17 protein-coding genes are annotated in these 17115 nt (G+C 62.3%); 11 read left to right on the top strand and 6 right to left on the bottom strand.

Annotated elements, in window-relative coordinates:
- Window positions 1-61: 61 nt before the first annotated feature.
- The 3 genes from BM438_RS09625 to BM438_RS09615 form a co-directional block, all read right to left on the bottom strand.
- Entirely contained in the window at window positions 62-1303 is a 1242-nt protein-coding gene (locus BM438_RS09625; protein ID WP_167378357.1) for an MFS transporter, read from the bottom strand.
- Between the two features lie 156 nt (window positions 1304-1459).
- Window positions 1460-2389, bottom strand: a complete 930-nt coding sequence (gene kce / locus BM438_RS09620; RefSeq protein WP_093634017.1) for a 3,5-dioxohexanoate:acetyl-CoA acetone transferase — start codon at window positions 2387-2389, stop codon at window positions 1460-1462.
- A complete protein-coding gene (locus BM438_RS09615) occupies window positions 2386-2952 on the bottom strand; it encodes a cupin domain-containing protein (protein WP_093634016.1) in 567 nt (188 codons plus the stop codon). The genes kce and BM438_RS09615 overlap by 4 nt, the downstream gene beginning before the upstream one ends.
- 169 nt (window positions 2953-3121) lie before the next feature.
- Here BM438_RS09615 and BM438_RS09610 point away from each other — a divergent pair, with 169 nt between their 5' ends.
- The 4 genes from BM438_RS09610 to BM438_RS09595 are packed head-to-tail and all read left to right on the top strand — an operon-like array spanning window position 3122 to window position 6710.
- Window positions 3122-4003, top strand: a complete 882-nt coding sequence (locus tag BM438_RS09610) for an ABC transporter substrate-binding protein (protein ID WP_093634015.1) — start codon at window positions 3122-3124, stop codon at window positions 4001-4003.
- Window positions 4000-4995: a fumarylacetoacetate hydrolase family protein gene (locus tag BM438_RS09605; RefSeq protein ID WP_244179315.1), complete on the top strand. Its 996-nt coding sequence runs from the start codon at window positions 4000-4002 to the stop codon at window positions 4993-4995. Before BM438_RS09610 ends, BM438_RS09605 begins: the two co-directional genes overlap by 4 nt.
- Window positions 4996-4998: 3 nt before the next feature.
- Window positions 4999-5475 carry a PaaI family thioesterase gene (locus BM438_RS09600; RefSeq protein ID WP_093634013.1) on the top strand — a complete coding sequence of 159 codons (477 nt, stop codon included), beginning with the start codon at window positions 4999-5001 and terminating at the stop codon, window positions 5473-5475.
- A 50-nt stretch (window positions 5476-5525) separates the two neighbouring features.
- Entirely contained in the window at window positions 5526-6710 is a 1185-nt protein-coding gene (locus BM438_RS09595; protein ID WP_244179314.1) for an MFS transporter, read from the top strand.
- Between the two features lie 59 nt (window positions 6711-6769).
- Here the strand turns inward: BM438_RS09595 and BM438_RS09590 are convergent, their stop codons facing one another.
- The 3 genes from BM438_RS09590 to BM438_RS09580 all read right to left on the bottom strand — a co-directional run bounded on the left by BM438_RS09590 (window position 6770) and on the right by BM438_RS09580 (window position 9126).
- Window positions 6770-7669, bottom strand: coding sequence for a SphA family protein (locus BM438_RS09590; protein ID WP_093634011.1), 900 nt, complete (start codon window positions 7667-7669; stop codon window positions 6770-6772).
- A gap of 128 nt (window positions 7670-7797) precedes the next feature.
- The gene (locus BM438_RS09585; RefSeq protein ID WP_093634010.1) at window positions 7798-8175 is read right to left on the bottom strand and encodes a Rieske (2Fe-2S) protein; all 378 of its coding nucleotides are present in this window, start codon (window positions 8173-8175) and stop codon (window positions 7798-7800) included.
- 12 nt (window positions 8176-8187) lie between these two features.
- Window positions 8188-9126 (bottom strand): VOC family protein, encoded by a 939-nt coding sequence (locus BM438_RS09580; RefSeq protein WP_093634009.1) that lies wholly within the window; start codon window positions 9124-9126, stop codon window positions 8188-8190.
- Between the two features lie 248 nt (window positions 9127-9374).
- On the opposite strand from BM438_RS09580, the gene BM438_RS09575 reads away from it, so the two are divergent.
- The 7 genes from BM438_RS09575 to BM438_RS09545 all read left to right on the top strand — a co-directional run bounded on the left by BM438_RS09575 (window position 9375) and on the right by BM438_RS09545 (window position 17114).
- Window positions 9375-10373: a fumarylacetoacetate hydrolase family protein gene (locus BM438_RS09575; RefSeq protein ID WP_093634008.1), complete on the top strand. Its 999-nt coding sequence runs from the start codon at window positions 9375-9377 to the stop codon at window positions 10371-10373.
- A 37-nt stretch (window positions 10374-10410) separates the two neighbouring features.
- Window positions 10411-11544 carry an FAD-dependent monooxygenase gene (locus BM438_RS09570; RefSeq protein ID WP_093634007.1) on the top strand — a complete coding sequence of 378 codons (1134 nt, stop codon included), beginning with the start codon at window positions 10411-10413 and terminating at the stop codon, window positions 11542-11544.
- 43 nt (window positions 11545-11587) lie between these two features.
- Window positions 11588-12592 carry an ornithine cyclodeaminase family protein gene (locus tag BM438_RS09565; RefSeq protein WP_093634006.1) on the top strand — a complete coding sequence of 335 codons (1005 nt, stop codon included), beginning with the start codon at window positions 11588-11590 and terminating at the stop codon, window positions 12590-12592.
- 54 nt (window positions 12593-12646) lie between these two features.
- The gene (locus BM438_RS09560) at window positions 12647-13657 is read left to right on the top strand and encodes a dihydrodipicolinate synthase family protein (RefSeq protein ID WP_093634005.1); all 1011 of its coding nucleotides are present in this window, start codon (window positions 12647-12649) and stop codon (window positions 13655-13657) included.
- Between the two features lie 10 nt (window positions 13658-13667).
- Window positions 13668-15137, top strand: coding sequence for an NAD-dependent succinate-semialdehyde dehydrogenase (locus BM438_RS09555; protein ID WP_093634004.1), 1470 nt, complete (start codon window positions 13668-13670; stop codon window positions 15135-15137).
- 142 nt (window positions 15138-15279) lie between these two features.
- Window positions 15280-15972: a TetR/AcrR family transcriptional regulator gene (locus tag BM438_RS09550; RefSeq protein WP_093634003.1), complete on the top strand. Its 693-nt coding sequence runs from the start codon at window positions 15280-15282 to the stop codon at window positions 15970-15972.
- 323 nt (window positions 15973-16295) lie between these two features.
- The gene (locus BM438_RS09545; RefSeq protein WP_093634002.1) at window positions 16296-17114 is read left to right on the top strand and encodes a MipA/OmpV family protein; all 819 of its coding nucleotides are present in this window, start codon (window positions 16296-16298) and stop codon (window positions 17112-17114) included.
- The last annotated feature ends 1 nt before the right edge of the window (window position 17115 follow it).

Below are 17115 nucleotides of genomic sequence, written 5' to 3'. Positions count from 1 at the left end.
AACGTTAGAAGAAGGGAGGCAGACGAGGAAGACCCGGCCGACTGCCGCCGGGCGCCGAAATTCAACCGAGCGAGACCCGGTTTGCCTGTGCTGCGTGAACGGATTCCCTGGGTCCACGCTTCGCAAGCGTCAGGACCAGGATTGCGAACGCCGCTCCCGCGCATACGACTGCCATCCACGCGACCGTCTGAATCAGCCCACCCGAGAACCTGCCGATCGTCTCGACGACTAGCGGGCTCAGGAAATTACCCAGGAAGAATGAACCCATATAGCCGCCGGTCGCGCGGCCGCTTTGCTCGAACGGCACACGCGCGAGGGTCCACGTGCCAAGAAGCGGAAGTGCCATCCCGCCGCCTGCTGCGGCGATAAAAGCGCCCGCAATCGTCGCGTTGACGCCTGCGGACGACGCGATGATAAAAAAGCCTGACGCGAGCAGTGCGAAGGCGGCTACCAGAAGCCGGTTGATCGGCCATCGCGCGAGCCGGTGAAAAACGAACGAACCCACGGGAATGCCGGCGTTGGCGATCGCACCGCCAAAACCGAGCACGGCCGGTGCTGTGACCCCGCGTGCGCTTAACAGAAAGCTGATCTGCACGGGCACCACGAAGAACATCACCGACGCGAACAGAATCAACACGCACAGAGGGCCGATTGCGCGCCACGGAAAAGGCATCTTCCGCAACGGTTCCGGCGCCACGTCGGTTTCCTCGGGCTCCCAGATCAGCGCAGCGATAAACGGCAGAAAAAAGATCGCACATCCGTAGACGAGGAACGGCGCGCGCCAGCCCGCCGCCAGGCTGCCGAGTCCGCCGCCCACCGAAAACATCAGCGCGGCCACCACGGACGACGAAGCGTGTTGCATCGTCAGCCACTTCTGTCGCTGCACACCAGCGAAATAGTTTGCTACCAGCGCAGTGGCGACCGTGACGATCGCGGCCTCGGCAAGCCCGATCACCGCACGCGAAACGACGATTGCGTAGAGATTCTTGAGCCAGAACGGCAGCACGCCCGCAACCGCATAGATCGCGACCGCGGTCATATAAAGACGTTTGCGCCCGAACGCGTCGACCAGCGATCCCACGAGCGGGCTGAACAGCGCGATCATCAACGCGGGAATCACCAGCACGATCAACGTCAGCACATCGGCGTTCGGAATGCCGGCGAAGTCGTGGCGCATCTGCGGAAGGACGGGGGCGATCAGTACGGCACCGGTCGATGCCAGCCAGCAGCTCGCCATCAGCAGCCAACCATGCCGGTTGCCGGCGACACGCGCGGACCGGGCTCCAGGGGAAATCTGAATCATGTCGTCTCCAATGTGTTTTAGTATTCGTGCGCGTGACGCGGCGCGTCGGCGCAATGCGTGCTCGCCTGCACGAGCCATCAACAGACCTCGATCGCCTCCTGCTGGCTCACCGCCGCTTGCATCGCGGCGAGCCAGCCCGATCGATACCCGGCACCGCTAGAAGGCGACCTGGTCGCCGCCCTTCAGATCGAGCATGCGTCGCGCTTCGTCGGGCGAGGCGATCTCGATGCCAAGCTCGCCGAGAATCCGGCGAATCTTGCGGACCTGATCCGCGTTGCTTTGCGCAAGCTCGCCGCGGTTGATGTACAGGCTGTCTTCCAACCCGACGCGCACATTGCCGCCCATCAGGCTCGCCATCGTCGCAACCGGCATCTGATGCTTGCCAGCCGCCAGCACCGACCAGTGATAATCGTTGCCGAACAGCCGGTCGGCTGTACGCTTCTGATGCAGCAGATCTTCCGCATGCGCGCCCATTGCGCCGCGCAGGCCGAACACGGTCTGCACAAAAAGCGGCGGCTTCACAAGCCCCTTTTCGAGAAAGTGCTGCAGCGTGTACAGATGGCTGACGTCGTAGCACTCAAACTCGAAGCGCGTGCCGCCGGCCTTACCTACGTGCTCCAGAATCCATTCGATGTCGTCGTAGGTATTCCTGAATATGAGCCCGCGCGTGCCCTTGAGAAAGGGCACTTCCCAGTCGTGGCGCCATTCGCGTTCGCGCTCCGCCATCTCCGATAGCACCAGATTCAGCGAGCCCATGTTCAGCGAGCACATCTCGGGCTTTAGCGCGCGGCCGGCGGCCGTGCGTTCCTCGATAGGCATATTGGGGCCACCGCCGCCCGTGGAAATATTGACGATCGCGTTGGTCGCCGACTTGATGGTCGACACGAAGCGCCTGAAGATCTCGGGGTCTCCGGAAGGGCGGCCATCGTCCGGATTGCGCGCGTGCAGATGAATGATTGAGGCACCGGCCTCGGCGGCCGCGATCGATTCCGCCGCGATCTGTTCTGGCGTGACCGGCAGAAACGGCGACATCGAGGGCGTGTGCGCGCCACCCGTCACCGCGCAGGTGATGATCGCCTTGCTCACAGCGGTTCTCCTTCAACGAGGTCGAGCAGCACGAAGGCCATCCGGCACGGCTTGCCCGAGCGGTTTGCCCAGCTATGGTTGGTCGCGCGCTGGATCAGCACGTCGCCGGCGCGCATCAGCGTTTCGCCTTCGTCGAGCAGCGCCCAGATTTCGCCGTCGAGCATGATCGCGTAATCGAGCGATTCGGTTTTGTGAAACCAGAAATGCCGCGCGCCGGACCTGTCGCGCACGCCGCTGTCGTCGAGGAATTGCTTCAGTTGCGCTTCGTCGTAATTCTCGTCGGGCGGGAAATCGACGATGCGCAGCAGCGAGCCGCCTTTCGAATGGAAACCAAACGCATGGCCCGGCGGCGCCGGTTCGTCGCCGGGCGCGCGCGCCTCGCCGGTCGCCCAGACGACTTGTGCAAGGGGCAGTCCAGGACGATTGGTCCTGTTCAATGTGGGTCCGTCTGAAACGACGCAGGATCTGCCTTGCGCATTGGTGCCCGTGACGATTCGGCGGACCGGGCGACAGTCGTCGGCGGCGAGTTGCTGCGGGTCGCGATGAGTTACCAGAGTCTCCATTTCCTTTCCATTAACGAGTCGAATCGTATCGTATCGTTAATTAGGTGGAATGGACTGTCAATAGGGAAAAGACTTAGTCATGGTCCGGGAATATAACCCGAGATCGCCTTGACAAATGTGAACGGTCCGTTTTGTAATGTAGGCATTCAAACGACAACGGTCTAGATTCATGGAGACAGAAAAGATTCGCGTGATGTGGTTCGTGCCGCCGTTGCTAGCCATCGTCGCGCGTCAGGAGGAACAGGCAATGACAGTTGAGGCCGCGCGCAACCGTTCGTCTGACGAGCAGTTCGACGCGCTCGTGGCCGGCGATGTGGACGCGGTCGTAACGTCGATGGACAACGTGATCGGCTGGAATGGCCGCGAGGGGCCGCGCGACTTTCGCGTGGTCGCGCAGATCGAGCGAACCACGCCGCTGACGCTGGTCGCGCGGCCGCAATGGCGCAAGTTGAGCGACCTGCGCGGCACCAACCTGCTGGTCGATGCGACCGGGAACGGTTTCGTGGTTGCGCTGAGAGCGATGCTGCGCGAGGCGGGCATTGAAACGGGCATCGCGGGCATCGAACCCGGCGCGGTCCGCTTGACGCCTGCGGGCGGCGTCAAGGAGCGTTTCGATGCGCTCATGGCCGGGCAGGGCGACGCGACCTTGTTAGGGCCGCCATTCGATTCGATGGCGGCGGCATCGGGCTTGACGCGTATCGCGAGCGTGCAGGACAGCTATCCCGACTTTCCCGGCCAGGGCGTCGTGGTACGAACCGGCAGCAAGGCGAACCCGAAGGTCGCGACATGGCTGCGAACGCTGGAGCAAGCTCGCCGTCGCGTCGGCGAGAACGCTGAACTTGCAAGGCAGGCTGTGCTCGCCGCCGGCTTACCCGCAGCGGCGGCCGAGGCAATGATTGCGCTCAATCCCGACTCGCTGCACCCGAGCCGCGTGGGCGTCGCGCTACTCGTCGCCCATCGGCGGGCACTCGGTCTGGTTGGCGCGGACAATGACTATTCCACCATCGTCGACGATTCGATGATTGGCAAATGCACCGGAGAAGCAAGGTGAAGCGATATGCGCTCGGAACATTTTCGGCGGGCGACGGTGCCCGCTTTGTCGGTCTTGTCATGAATGATCGCGTGGCTTCGCTCGGCGGACTGGCGGCGGCTCATCGCGAGTCTGAACTGTTGCAGGCGACCACCGTGCTGGCGCTGCTGGAGAACTGGTCGACGAATGAGCCGGCCCTGGCCCGTCTCGCAGACAAGGTTGCGGAAAACGACGGTCAATGGCATGCGCTTGCCGAACTGCACACGCATCCGGCCATCGATCTGCCGCGCCAGATTTTTTGCACCGGCGCGAATTATCGCAAGCACGTCGTCGATCTCACCGTCGATGCGAAGGTGGGCCCTGAAGGACTCGACGAGGCCGCACTGCGGCGCTGGGCCGAAGCGATGATGGACGAGCGGCTCGCGAGCGGCGAGCCCTATGCATTTACCAAACCGGTTTCCGCTGTCTCCGGCGCCTTCGATCCGCTAGTACTGCCGGGCACCACAAACAAGCCGGATTGGGAGCTGGAGCTGGCCGTTGTAATCGGCCGCGGCGGCTACCAGATTCCACGCGAACGGGCGCTCGACCATGTAGCGGGTTATGCGATTGTCAACGACATCTCGGCGCGCGATCTGATTCCTCGCACCGACTACAAGATGCTTGGCACCGACTGGTTGCGCTCAAAGGGGCAGCCTGGTTTTCTGCCGCTTGGGCCGTACCTGGTGCCGAAGGCGTTCGTGCCGGATCCCCATCGCCTGAAGATGCGGCTGACGGTCTCGGGGCAGGTCATGCAGGACGAGACGACCGCCGACATGCTGTTCGGCATCGAACGGCAAATCGAATACATTTCGCGCTATTCGCGCCTGTTGCCTGGCGACGTGATCTGTACCGGCTCGCCGGCCGGCAACGGCACGCACTACAACCGCTTTCTGTGCGACGGTGACGTAATGGAAGCCGAAATCGAAGGATTGGGCCGTCAACGGCAAATCTGCATCGCACAACAACGTGGCTGAGCTATGGCTGAAATAAGCGCAACGACGGTTGCTCGCGACAATCCCGATCGCGCGTTTCTGAACGATCTTCTGTCGATACAAGCGCGCAATGTCGCGCTCCACATGAATCCTGCATTGACCTCGCTTGGTGCGACCTTGTTGATGGGCAACGCGGATTCGCTGTCGATCGGCTTCACGGCGCCCGAGAATTCGCTGCAAGGCAATGGCGTGGTATCCGGCGGCACGCTGGCCTCGATGCTCGACTTCGCGATGGCTCTCGCACTGCTTTCGAAGCTGCCGCAGGGGCGCACGTGTGCGACCATCAGTCTGAACGTCAACATGATCGAGCCGGGCCACATCGGGCAGTTTATCGCCGATGCGCGGGTCAAGCGGCTCGGCGGCCGCGTGTCGTTTGTCGAAGCCGACCTTTACGACGCGACCCGCGCCCGGCGTGTTGCCAGCGCCACTGCGCCGTTCGCGGTGTTCGACGTGCGCAGCTGAGCGCGAGCGTTGGCGTTGCCAGGCAGCCAACTTACTGTTCGAGAAGCGAGATGCCATCGGGTACGAATCGGGCAATGATCCGCCGCGCGCAATGGCCGCTCTTTGCGTGCTGCTGTCTGTGCTGCTTCGCGAGCATGGCGTCGATGCGTCTGTGCGATTCGATGCTGGCCATTCTCGCCGCGCACTTCGCGATGCCTGTCGCACGCGCGCCGCAAACCATCTCGCTGTTCGCGCTCGCCTATGGCGCGTTTCAACTTTGTTCCGGACCACTCGGCGATTGGCTCGGCAAGACGCGTGTGATCGCGCTCGCGGCCTTTGCTTGCGCGCTCGGCAACGTCGCTGCTGCCCTGGCGAACAACCTCGATCAACTGCTTGCAGCGAGGTTTTTTTCCGGCGCTGCAGCGGCTGGCATCGTGCCGCTCACGATGGCATGGATAGGCGATAACGCGGCCGATGAGCAGCGTCAGGAGGCGCTTGCGCGCCTGCTCGGCGCAACGGTGCTCGGCATGATCGCAGGGCAATGGGGTGGCGCGGCGCTGGCCGCGTCCCTGGGATGGCGAGCTTCGTTCCTCTCGATTGCCGCTGCGTTTGCGCTCGGCGCGCTGATGACGGCAAGCGCCTCGCCGCGCACTGCACGAAAGGCGGCGCTCCGGCAACTCACATTCGTCCGTCAAACAAGCGATATTCTGCGCACAAGGTGGGTTCGGCTCGTGTTGCTTGCGACGTTCGTCGAAGGAAGTTTCGCCTACTGTGCATGGGCGTTCATGCCGACGTATCTGAATTCGGCGTTTGGTTTGCCCTTGTCGCGGGCCGGCCTGATTGCGTCCAGTTACGGTGTGGGAGGGCTGCTTTTCAGTCTGAGTGCAAAGCGGGTAATACGGCGTTTCAAGGATGCACACCTTGCGCGCGCGGGCGGGCTGCTGTTCGCCGTGTCGCTGCTCGCGCTCACGGCCTCGCCGCGCTGGTGGTGCTGCGCGCCGGCCTGTGCGCTCGCGGGCTCGGGCTTTTACGCTCTTCACAACGTCTTGCAGAACCACGCCGCACAAATGGCGCCGCAGGCGAGCGGCACGGCCGTTTCGCTGTTTTCGTGTGTGCTGTTTCTGGGGCAATCATTCGGGATTTCGACCGGCGCCTGGTGGCTAGGTCACGCTTCAGTGCGCTACCTGTTCGTCGGCTGCGGGATCGGGGTGCTCGCGTTTGCCGTTGCCTTTGCGCGCGTTCTGGAGCGAGGATAGGCGCCGGGTGATTCAAATGCAACGCCCGACAAGCCAGCCATTTCCCGCCGCCCTCAATGCTAGAATTTGAAGTACGCGTTTAGCCACAGCGCATTGCCGTAAGCCGCATTGCGCGCATAGATATGACGTTGCCAGTGCAGCATCGCCCCCCACTTTTGCGTTCCATAGCCTACCTGCGGCCCGAAGGTCAGCTCGTTGGTGCGATGTCCGTCGCCGAATGCGGATTGCCCGTTGATCTTGTCGTCATTGAGCTGCGTATTCAGGTATCCGCCGAGGCCGACAAGCCAGGTCTGGTTGATGTGATAGTTGACACCGTAGTCGGCAGTGAGCTGAACGCCCGATTGATAGTTCGTCGCCGAATTTACGCTACTGTAGTTCAGGTTGATCTTGGAACTTAGTTCTAGCTGCCGCACCGGCATCCAGGTGAACGCGTATGCAAGATACAGGCTCGTGACGTTGGTGCCGGGATTGAACAGCCGGGTCTTGTCATAGGAGCCAGTCGGCGCGACTACGTCGACCTCAAAGGTCTGGAAATACTGCGGCGATTGCCAGCCGAGCAGTACACCAAAGAGCGGGTCGCCGAAGCCGCGGCCGCCACCGGAAATCCCGAACGACGGGAAGTGGAGCGTACCGTCGACGTAGGGAAGGGCGGCCTGCACGGCAATGTTGGCACCGAAAATCGGCGGCGTATCGAACACGTGCACCGCTCGCAGCGCATGAGCCTGCACGCCGCCGTTGGCGCCCGGCGGGCTGGTATTGCCGCCGCCGTCGCGCAGCGACGTGATGTCCTCGAAGCGGTTGTAGCTGTAGAGATAATTTCCGGGGCCGCCGAGTACGCCGCTCATGACGGTCATGATCCCGGACGGATAGCTGCTGGTACCGTTTTCGAGCGCGATAGCAGAGTTCTGTGCAAGACCCGCCGCGGCGCAGATGGCGCCGTAAATCGTGTATCGCTTCATTGCAATGTCTCCTGTAGTTATAAGATTTGTAGTTAGTTATACGAAGTTATAAGTCGAAGCCGATTGCCTCCTGTTGCGCAATCAGCTATGTTCCGTCAGAAGGCCACGGCGCATGGCCGCAATTCTGGTCAAAGCGGCACGGGACATAGCGCGCTGAGATGACTGTCTGCTTCGAGTCTCAAGGGCACCGCTTGCAGGTGTTGACCTGTGCACGGTCCGGCGATACACAGGCCGTCATCAAGTGTGAATATCGCCCCGTGGCCGTGACAAACAATGTGGTTCGCGCCCTGGTCGAGATAGCCGTGCTTTCGCCACGGCAGCGAAGCGCCGGGCCAATGCGGGCACGAATTCAAATATGCCCGCAGCAGCCCGTCGCGGCGCACGACAAAGAGATCGTCCACGCCGCGTCGGTTTAAATCGAATCCTTGTGCGCCCGTCGAAGGAAGCGCGTCCAATTCGCACAGGCGCACCCAGTGCAGCTGGAACAGCGAACCCCATTCGGACATGGCGGATGACGCTCAGGATTGCGCCGTAGGCGGACCTCCCGGTGCCCACGTCTCGCGCCACTGGAACAGGAACTCCTGCGAGTTCTCGGGGATGGCCGGCGCGACGCGCGGCACCCACGAATCGTCGAGTTGATCCATGTCCGCGTCGTATTCGATGTGGCAACCCAGGGGACTGTTGAAATACCAGAACCAGTTCGAACCGAACCGGTGACGTCCCGGCCCCCAGAACGATTCGTAGCCCTTCGCGGCGAATGCGTAGCCGGCGCGCAGCACTTCTGACGGACCGCCCATGTGGAAGGTGAAGTGATCGCACCCCTGCATCACCGGCGGGGTTCGGATCAGGAACAGGGTGTGGTGATCGAGCGTGCCTTGTGGAGTGAGGAATGGACCCATTCCGTCGAACCGGTCATTGACGCGAAACCCGAGCCGGTTCACATAGAACGCCTCGGCCTTGTCGGTGTCGGGCACGAAATAGACGACGTGCGAAAGCGTCCTGGGAAGCGGCGGCGGTTCGTCGAAGCGGGCCGATGCGCCGAGCACGTTGACGCCGCGCCGCGCGTCGCCGGGCGCATTGATCTGCTCGGCCGGAAGCGCCGGCGCACGACGCACGGCTATCTGAAACCCAAGCACGAATCCGCTGTCGTCGGTCGCTTCAATCGAACCGTCCGGCAGGAATTTGACCTCGCGATCCTTGCCCAGCTCCTGCGCGATTTCGTCGAGTGCGGCTCGATCTTCCACGCCGTAAATTGTCTTGCGCAGTTGATTGGCCGTCGGTAGCGGCCACTTCGGAAGCGCCGGGTCGTCCCTGTGGCGAATCACGACGCCGGTGCCGTCGAGCGCCTCGAATGCGCCGTCGCCCTTCGGCGCGAGTCCGTAGTCGGTGAGAAAGATTGCGCAGCGCTCGACGTCGTCGACGCCGAAAACCAGTGTGTCAGGTCCAAGGATTCTCACTGTAATCGTCCTGTTGATGAGAGAAGATCGATCTGATTAATACGATACGGTCCGGATCATAATATTCCCGTTGTTCTCTGTCGCGCAATACCAGTTGGGGTTTCCACCGTCCATTTCGACATGAGGACAAACCCTCGCTTACGATACGACGCGTATCGTATATATTGTGGATCAATTGCTAACGCGATGCCGCAGTCGTACCGGTGATGCCGGCGCGACCTGCGCAACTCACAAACTGGAGCCGAACAATGAAGCTGGGTCGAATCGCTGTGGATGGGCCGGACGGAGAGGTTGCGCGTCTCGTACTCGTATTGCCTGAAGAGGGGCGCGTCATCGATCTGAAACGCGCGTCGATCCTCGCATTGGAGAAGCAGGGCGCGACTGCAGAGTCGGCGCGCCGGTTATCGGACGCGCTGTTTCCCGGCAGCATGTCGGCCGCCATAGGCCTCGGCGAACGGTTTCTCGATGCGGCCCGCCGCGCGGACAACGAGCGTCCCGAAGCAGCGTCGTTGCCGATCGGCGACGTGAAATGGCTGCCGGCGAGCGATCCGTCCGTTGTCCGCGACGGCTTGACGTTCGTCGGCCATATCAAGGGTTTCCACGAAAAGATCGGCCATCAGCCGCATGAGAGCCTGTTGAAGGTGCCGGGTTATTTCAAGGGCACGCCGCATACGGTTATCGGCCATGAAGCGGAAGTGCCGTGGCCGGGCTATATCGAGCGTATGGATTACGAGCTGGAACTCGGCTACGTGATCGGCCGGCGCGGCGGCAATCTGAGCCCGGAGCAGGCGCGTCCGTTTCTGTTCGGCATCACGGTATTCAACGACTTCAGCGCGCGCGATCGCCAGTCGATTGAAATGCCGATCCAGATGGGCCCGACCAAGTGCAAGGATTTCGCTTATGGAGTTGGTCCGTGGATCACGACGATCGACGAATTTGCCGATCTCGACGCCATCGCAATGGAAGTGCGGGTCAACGGCGAGACATGGGGCAAGGGCACCAGCGCGAACAAGCTGTGGAGTGTCGACGAACTGATCGCGTGGGTCAGCCTCGGCGAAGTGCTGGAGCCGGGCGACGTGATCGGCTCGGGGACGATGGGCGGCGGCTCCGCGCTCGAACTCGATCGCAAGCTGCAGCCTGGCGACGTGGTAGAACTCGAAGTGGGCGGCATCGGCATTCTGCGCAACCGCATGGGACAGCCGCAGAAGGGATTGTGGTGGCCGAAGGAGCGCGCGCCCTTCATGTGAACTCGCCCGACGACAACAATTTCAAGGAGACACAGTCATGGCTTCACCGCATAAGGTGCTTATCGTTGGCGGCGGGATCAGCGGAATGACGCTCGCTCACGGACTCGCGCGCGACGGAGCGGACGTGAGGGTGGTCGAATGCAGCCATCGAACGGATCAGCAGGGAACCGGCATTTCGCTGCTCGGTAACGCGCTGCGCGCACTGGATCGCGTTGGCCTCGCCGATAGCTGCATGGCGGCGGGTTCGGGCTGGGACACGGTAAGCGTGCGCAACGATGCCGGCGAGATTGTCAACGAGCGGCGTCCGCCGCGCACGTTTCGCGCCGATGCCCCGGGCGCCATCGGCATCATGCGTCCGAAGCTGGCCGAGGTGCTCGAAGGGCACGCGCTCGCGAGCGGTGCGCGCATCGACTATGGCACGAGCGTGGACGATCTCGAGCAGGATGGCGATGGCGTTTCGTATCGGCTCTCGACGGGAGAAGCGGGGCGCTGCGATCTGCTGGTGATCGCTGACGGCACATACTCAAAAACGCGTTCGAAAGTATTCGGCACGCACTATCGCCCGGAATATGCGGGACAGGGTGCGTGGCGCTTTACTGTCGAGCGTCCGCCGGGTTTCGACGGGCTGGTGCTGTACAAGCATGGCGACGGCCGTATGGTCGGCGGGTTGCCGTTGTCGGACAAGCTTTGCTACTACTTCTTCCTCGAGAACGCGAAGCTTCACGCCCACATGCCGCAGGAAAAGCTCGTCGACATGTTCAGGCAACGTCTGGACGGATTCTCGGCTCCCGATCTTTGCGCGGCGCTCGAGCGTTGCGACGGCACGCGTTACATCAGCTACCGTCCCTTCGACATTCTGTTGATGCCGCAGCCGTGGCATCGCGGGCGAATCGTCCTGGCCGGCGATGCCGCACATTCGGTCACGCCGCAGTTGACCTCTGGCGGCGGCATGGCGATCGAGGATGCGGTCGTGCTCACGGAAGAACTGACCCGCTGCGCGAATATCGACGATGCGCTCGTCGCGTACGGACAGCGGCGCAGCGAGCGGGTGAAGCGCGTTTTCGATATTTCACTGGCCATCTGCGCGGCCGAGCAGGACCCGCACGGCGACGGAGCGCGTGCCGTCGAACTCCTGTTCGAAGGCTATGGCGTGCTGGCGCAGCCATTCTGAACGTCAGTCCCCGCATCGTTCCAGTCACTCTTTACTTTTGCTCATGACCATTACTTCGTTTGCTCCTGCATTCGTTTCCGGCGACGCCGCACGCGCGGTGTTCGTCTGGACCGATGCGATACGCGCATTGCAGTCGGCCTATGCGCGTCCGATTCCGCCGCGCTCGAGCCCGCCACGCACCGTGGCCGTCGCCGGCAAAACATGGCTGCGCACGCTGCCGGCGGTGCCGGTCGGCGGCCGCTACTACGGCGCGAAGATCATGGGGATGGCGATGGGCGCCGCGACGCCCGGCGTCGAGTACGTGATCGTGCTGTTCGATCAGCAAACCAGCCGCATCGCCGGGTTTGTCGACGGCAATCTGCTGACCGGATTTCGCACGGCGGCGACTTCCGCAGCCGCGCTGGACCGGCTCGCGCCTCGCGGCAGCGCGCGCCTTGCTGTGCTCGGCAGCGGTCTCGAAGCGACCATGCATACGCGCGCCATCGCGAGCGTGCGCGATCTGAACGAGGTCGTCGTGTTCAGCCCGACGCCTGAGCGGCGTGCCACTTTCGCCGCAGCCGTGACGCGCGATCTCGGCGTCCCGGCGCGCGGCGCGGCCTCGGCGCAGGAAGCAGTGGAGGGCGCTGATCTCGTGCTCGCCGCGGCCCGCTCGCACGGCGAACAGCCGCTCCTTTTCGGCGACTGGCTCAAGACTGGCGCGACCGTCGTGTCGATCGGCTCGACGATTCCCGAGCAGCGCGAGATCGATGTCTCGGTGGTCGAGCGCTGCGACATCATTGTGTGCGACACGCTCGACGAAGTGCTCGAAGAAACCGGCGACATGCTCGCCGCTCACGCAGCGGGCATCGCGTTCCGCGACAAATCGTTCGGTCTCGGCCAGTTGATGAGCGGAGCCATCGATGAACCGCTGCAGGGTGCAAGAACGCGCATGTACAAATCGGTGGGCAGCGGTCTGCAGGACGTAGTCGTGGCGGAACTGATCCTCGACAAGGCGATCGAGGCGGGGCTCGCGACCCGCTTGCCGATCGAATTCGAAACCAAGCGCTGATACGCGCAACGTTCTTCGGCACAACACCAACGAACGAAACAAAGGGAGCACAGCATGTCCCGCTATACCAGAAGCGAAGCTCGCGAATGGGCACGCGAGCACCTCGTTGGCGTCGCCAACGTGACCATCCCGACGATGACCCGGGACTTCAGGCACATCAACGAAAAAGCCATTCGCCACGACGTCGAACTGGCGATCGAACACGGCTTCGTCGGCTCGCTTTCCTGCTCGGAAGTTGCCATTACGCGGGCGCAATATGGCGAGTTCTGCGGCATCATGGCCGACCAGGCTGCGGGCCGTCTGATCGTCGTGCATCACGCGGTGTTCAACACGCTCGAGGACAACATCGAGGCCGTCAAACTGGCGGAAGCGGCCGGCGCCGATCTCGTGCTGCTCGGCTATCCGCCGTACTTCTATCCGAAGTCCTACGACGAAGTGTTCGAGTACACCAGGGCGATCTGCGCGGCGACGAATCTCGGCGTGATCGTCTTCCCGCTGCCGGCCTGGGGCTTTTCGCGGCTGCATCCCGCCGACATTCCGCTGTCGGTGCTGCGGCGGATGGTCGACGAGATTCCCAACGTCGTCGCGATCAAGGCCGAAGGCGGCATGCCGTATATCATGTCGGCGATCGAAGTGCATCGGGAATTCCACGAGGAAGTCGTGATTTCGTCGCCGCTGGAATACGAATACGTGCCGCTTGCGCAGGTGATGGACATTCCGTTTTGCGGCACCAATTATTCCGCTTACTACGGACCGCTGCTGCCGCGCATCCATAAGCTGATTCGCGCCGGCGAATACGATCAGGCGACCCAGCTCTGGTACGCAATGGATCCAGCGCGCAAGGCCTTTGCGAGCTTGCCGATCGCGGCCAACGGGCTGCTGAACCGCATGTTGTGGAAGTATCAGGCATGGTTGCAGGGCTACAACGGCGGGCCGATGCCGCATCCGACGCAGCGCGTGTTTCAGCGCGACATGAACGTCCTGCGCAAGGGGCTCGAACTAGCCGGCCTCAATCCGACCAGCGATCCCGACGAGGCCTTCTTCGTCGGGCGCAATCCATCGTGAGGACGACGTCATGAATCAACCGGTCAAGCTTCCGTTGAAGGATTCTGGCCTGCTGCGCGAGGCTATGCTGATCGACGGCGAATGGGTGCACGCCGACAGTGGCGAAACGCTCGAGGTGCGCAATCCGGCCACCGGCGAACTGATCGCGCGCGTGCCGAATGGCGGCGCCGACGAGACGCGCCGCGCGATCGAAGCGGCAGCGCGCGCAACGCGAAGCTGGCGCAAGGCGTTGCCGAAGGAGCGCGCCAAAGTTCTGCGCGCGCTCTACGACCTGATGCTCGCGCATATCGACGACCTTGCGGTCATCATGACCGCGGAGCAGGGCAAGCCGCTGGTCGAATCACGCGGTGAAATTCTGTACGCGGCGGGCTTTATCGAGTGGTTTTCCGAGGAAGCAAAACGGGTCTATGGCGACATCGTTCCGCGCAACGTCGAAGGCCGCCGCATCCTCGTGCAGAAGGAACCAATCGGCGTTTTCGCCGCGATTACGCCGTGGAATTTCCCTTCCGCGATGATCACGCGCAAGGCCGGCCCCGGATGGGCCGTGGGTTGCGCTGGCGTCATCAAGCCGGCGAGCCAGACACCGCTCTCCGCGTTGGCATTGGCGGTGCTTGCCGGGCGGGCCGGCTTGCCGCCGGGCGTCTGCAACGTCGTCACCGGCTCGGCGCGCGCGATCGGCGGTGAACTGACATCGAGTGCGCTGGTGCGCAAGCTTTCGTTCACCGGCTCGACGGAGGTTGGCGCGCAGTTGCTAGCGCAGTGCGCGCCAACCATCAAGAAGACCAGCATGGAACTGGGGGGTAACGCGCCGCTCATTGTGTTCGACGATGCCGACCTGGACGCCGCCGTCAAGGGCGCGCTCGCGGCCAAGTATCGCAACGCCGGGCAGGCTTGCGTCGCGGCCAATCGGATGCTGGTGCAGTCGGGCATCTACGATGCGTTCGCCAGCAGGCTGGCCGGAGCGACGGCTGCGCTAAAGGTCGGCAATGGCATGCATGAAGGCGTGGCGCAGGGACCGCTGATCAACGAGGACGCCGTTCTGAAGGTCGAAGAACATATTGCCGATGCGCGCTCGAAGGGGGCTCGCGTGTTGACAGGCGGCAAACGTCACGCGCTCGGCGGCTTTTTCTTCGAACCGACCGTGCTGGCCGATGTCTCTCGCGACGCGCTGATCTTCAACGACGAAACCTTCGGACCTGTCGCGCCGCTGTTCCGCTTCGACACGGAAGAAGAGGCCATCGCGCTGGCCAACGACACGCCGTTCGGGCTCGCCTCCTATGTATTCGCGCGCGATGTCGGGCGCATTTTCCGGGTCGTCGATGAACTGGAATTCGGCATGGTCGGCGTCAACGAAGGACTGATCTCGACCGAAGTGGCGCCGTTCGGCGGCGTGAAGGCGTCGGGGCTGGGCCGTGAGGGCTCGAAGTACGGTGTCGACGATTACCTTGAGATCAAATACGTCGCGCTCGGCGGCCTTTGAAGTGTCCGGTTGCGAATCAATTAAGATACGATGTGTCTTATAACTCATTGCCGCGAGTTTTGCGCTCGCGGCAGGCCGCTCGTCCGCGTATTGCCGGGCAGGCCACTGAAGCGCAGTTGCGCGCCGACTTCCGGTTACGCCAATGAAAACCAACGCACAGCTTTCCGTTCACGGTCCTTCCGCCGCACGAGGCGTCGGCCGGCCGCGCAGCGAGGAAACGCGCACACAGATTCTGGCGGCGACGGTCCGCCTGCTCGAAAGCCGCACGGTGCAGTCGATCTCAATCGAGGCGATTGCGAAGGAGGCGGGCGTTGGCAAGGCGACGATCTACCGCTGGTGGAATTCGAAGGCGCTGGTCGTGATCGATGCGTTTATCGAACATCATGTCGTGAAGACGCCGATGCCGCACAACCTGCCGCCCGGCGACGCAATTGCCGTGCATCTTATTTCGCTGATCCACGAATACGCGGGGTGGTCGGGATCAATCGTGGCGCAGATCATCGCGGAGGGTCAGGCCGATCCAGCCGTGCTGCGCGAATTCCGCGAGCGCTTTCACTATGGGCGCCGGGCGCTTATCCGCGAGATGCTCGAAGAATGGCGCAGTTCGGCCAGCATTCCGGTCCCGCCGAACATTGAGACGCTGGGCGAACTGCTGTACGCACCGGTGTACATGCGACTATTGCTCGGTAATGGCCCGCTCGATGACCAATTCGCGCACGACCACATCAGTTACGTCTACACCTTGCTGGGTGTCGCGGTGCCGGATGTGGCGAAACTGCGCGAGAAAATGAAGTCGAAACGATCTGCCAGAAACACGGTGGCAAGTTCCCGTTGACCGGGAGTCATGGCACTGAACGCGTATGAAAGAGACACTCGGACGTTCATTTGCTAGCTCCTCCAAAGAAAACGGATGACGGTCCGTTTACTGCACGTATCGAGGGCGCTCTTAGACGAGGGCGCAAAGCGAGCTCGCGCGATCGTCATGACGACCGTGGCACTGACTGGCAAGCAGAACCGATAGTCTGTCGGTTCAACCGGTGCAGTCCGTGACGTTGGGCAATCACGCCGATAAGTGAAGCACTCATGCAGAGTAAGTGAGCGGTAAGTCTGCCAGTCCTAAAGTCAATTCTGTCTCATCCCACGACTTTAGGACCAACAGTGAACAAAAGATTTCGCCGTAGACATCATTTGCTTCTGGCCGTCGCATCGGTCGCCCTGTATTCGGGCTCCGTCCGGGCCGATGACGACGGCGCGGGCCCGCCCAACCCGGACGACTCGGGACTGACCGTTCTGAGCAGCGCGACGAACGTCACACATTGGGGCCTGGGTGCCGCCGCCGGAATCGAAGCGGCGGCTTATAAGGGCTACGGCACGAAGTACACGCCGATTCCGCTGATTCTTTTCGACAACAAATGGGTGCACGCTTTCGGCACGTCGGTCGATCTCAAGCTCGGCAACTGGGCAGGCGTCAGTGTCGCGCTGCGTGGACGTTTCGCGATCGGCGACGGCTATAAAGGCTCGGATGCGCCGATCCTGAACGGCATGCAGGACCGCAACTGGGCTTTCTGGTATGGTCCCGCGCTGGAGTGGCATACCGCGTTTGGCACACTGTCCGGCGACTTTCTGGAAGGCGGCAACAAAGGCCAGAGGGCCACGATCGACTTCGGCAAAGCAATTGACTACGGCAGATTCTCAATTGAGCCGCACGCAGGTGTGGAATGGTTGAGCAGCAAATATGTCGACTACTATTACGGCGTGCGACAGTCCGAAGTGCGCGCCGGCCGGCCCGCCTACAGCGGAAAGTCCACCTACAACATGTCCATCGGCATGCGAGTCGATTATCACTTCACCCAGCATCAAGGCATGATACTCGACGTCGGTGTATCGCATGCCGGCGGCGGCATTACCGACAGCCCGCTGGTCGGAAAGCGCTATATCCCTGAGGTCAAGATCGGGTACCTCTATCAATTCAACTGAG

Origin of the sequence: Paraburkholderia aspalathi, from assembly GCF_900116445.1 — a bacterium.
In the GTDB taxonomy this organism is placed as follows: Bacteria; Pseudomonadota; Gammaproteobacteria; order Burkholderiales; family Burkholderiaceae; genus Paraburkholderia; species Paraburkholderia aspalathi.
The sequence above is the reverse complement of the archived record's forward strand: the minus strand, read 5'-3'. Positions and strand labels throughout refer to the sequence as shown.

Bases quoted from the DNA above. Each gene is read 5' to 3' on its own strand.
- BM438_RS09625 (WP_167378357.1), bottom strand. From the start codon at position 1,303: ATGATTCAGATTTCCCCTGGAGCCCGGTCCGCGCGTGTCGCCGGCAAC.
- BM438_RS09615 (WP_093634016.1), bottom strand. From the start codon at position 2,952: ATGGAGACTCTGGTAACTCATCGCGACCCGCAGCAACTCGCCGCCGAC.
- BM438_RS09610 (WP_093634015.1), top strand. From the start codon at position 3,122: ATGGAGACAGAAAAGATTCGCGTGATGTGGTTCGTGCCGCCGTTGCTA.
- BM438_RS09600 (WP_093634013.1), top strand. From the start codon at position 4,999: ATGGCTGAAATAAGCGCAACGACGGTTGCTCGCGACAATCCCGATCGC.
- BM438_RS09595 (WP_244179314.1), top strand. From the start codon at position 5,526: ATGCCATCGGGTACGAATCGGGCAATGATCCGCCGCGCGCAATGGCCG.
- BM438_RS09590 (WP_093634011.1), bottom strand. From the start codon at position 7,669: ATGAAGCGATACACGATTTACGGCGCCATCTGCGCCGCGGCGGGTCTT.
- BM438_RS09585 (WP_093634010.1), bottom strand. From the start codon at position 8,175: ATGTCCGAATGGGGTTCGCTGTTCCAGCTGCACTGGGTGCGCCTGTGC.
- BM438_RS09575 (WP_093634008.1), top strand. From the start codon at position 9,375: ATGAAGCTGGGTCGAATCGCTGTGGATGGGCCGGACGGAGAGGTTGCG.
- BM438_RS09570 (WP_093634007.1), top strand. From the start codon at position 10,411: ATGGCTTCACCGCATAAGGTGCTTATCGTTGGCGGCGGGATCAGCGGA.
- BM438_RS09565 (WP_093634006.1), top strand. From the start codon at position 11,588: ATGACCATTACTTCGTTTGCTCCTGCATTCGTTTCCGGCGACGCCGCA.
- BM438_RS09560 (WP_093634005.1), top strand. From the start codon at position 12,647: ATGTCCCGCTATACCAGAAGCGAAGCTCGCGAATGGGCACGCGAGCAC.
- BM438_RS09555 (WP_093634004.1), top strand. From the start codon at position 13,668: ATGAATCAACCGGTCAAGCTTCCGTTGAAGGATTCTGGCCTGCTGCGC.
- BM438_RS09550 (WP_093634003.1), top strand. From the start codon at position 15,280: ATGAAAACCAACGCACAGCTTTCCGTTCACGGTCCTTCCGCCGCACGA.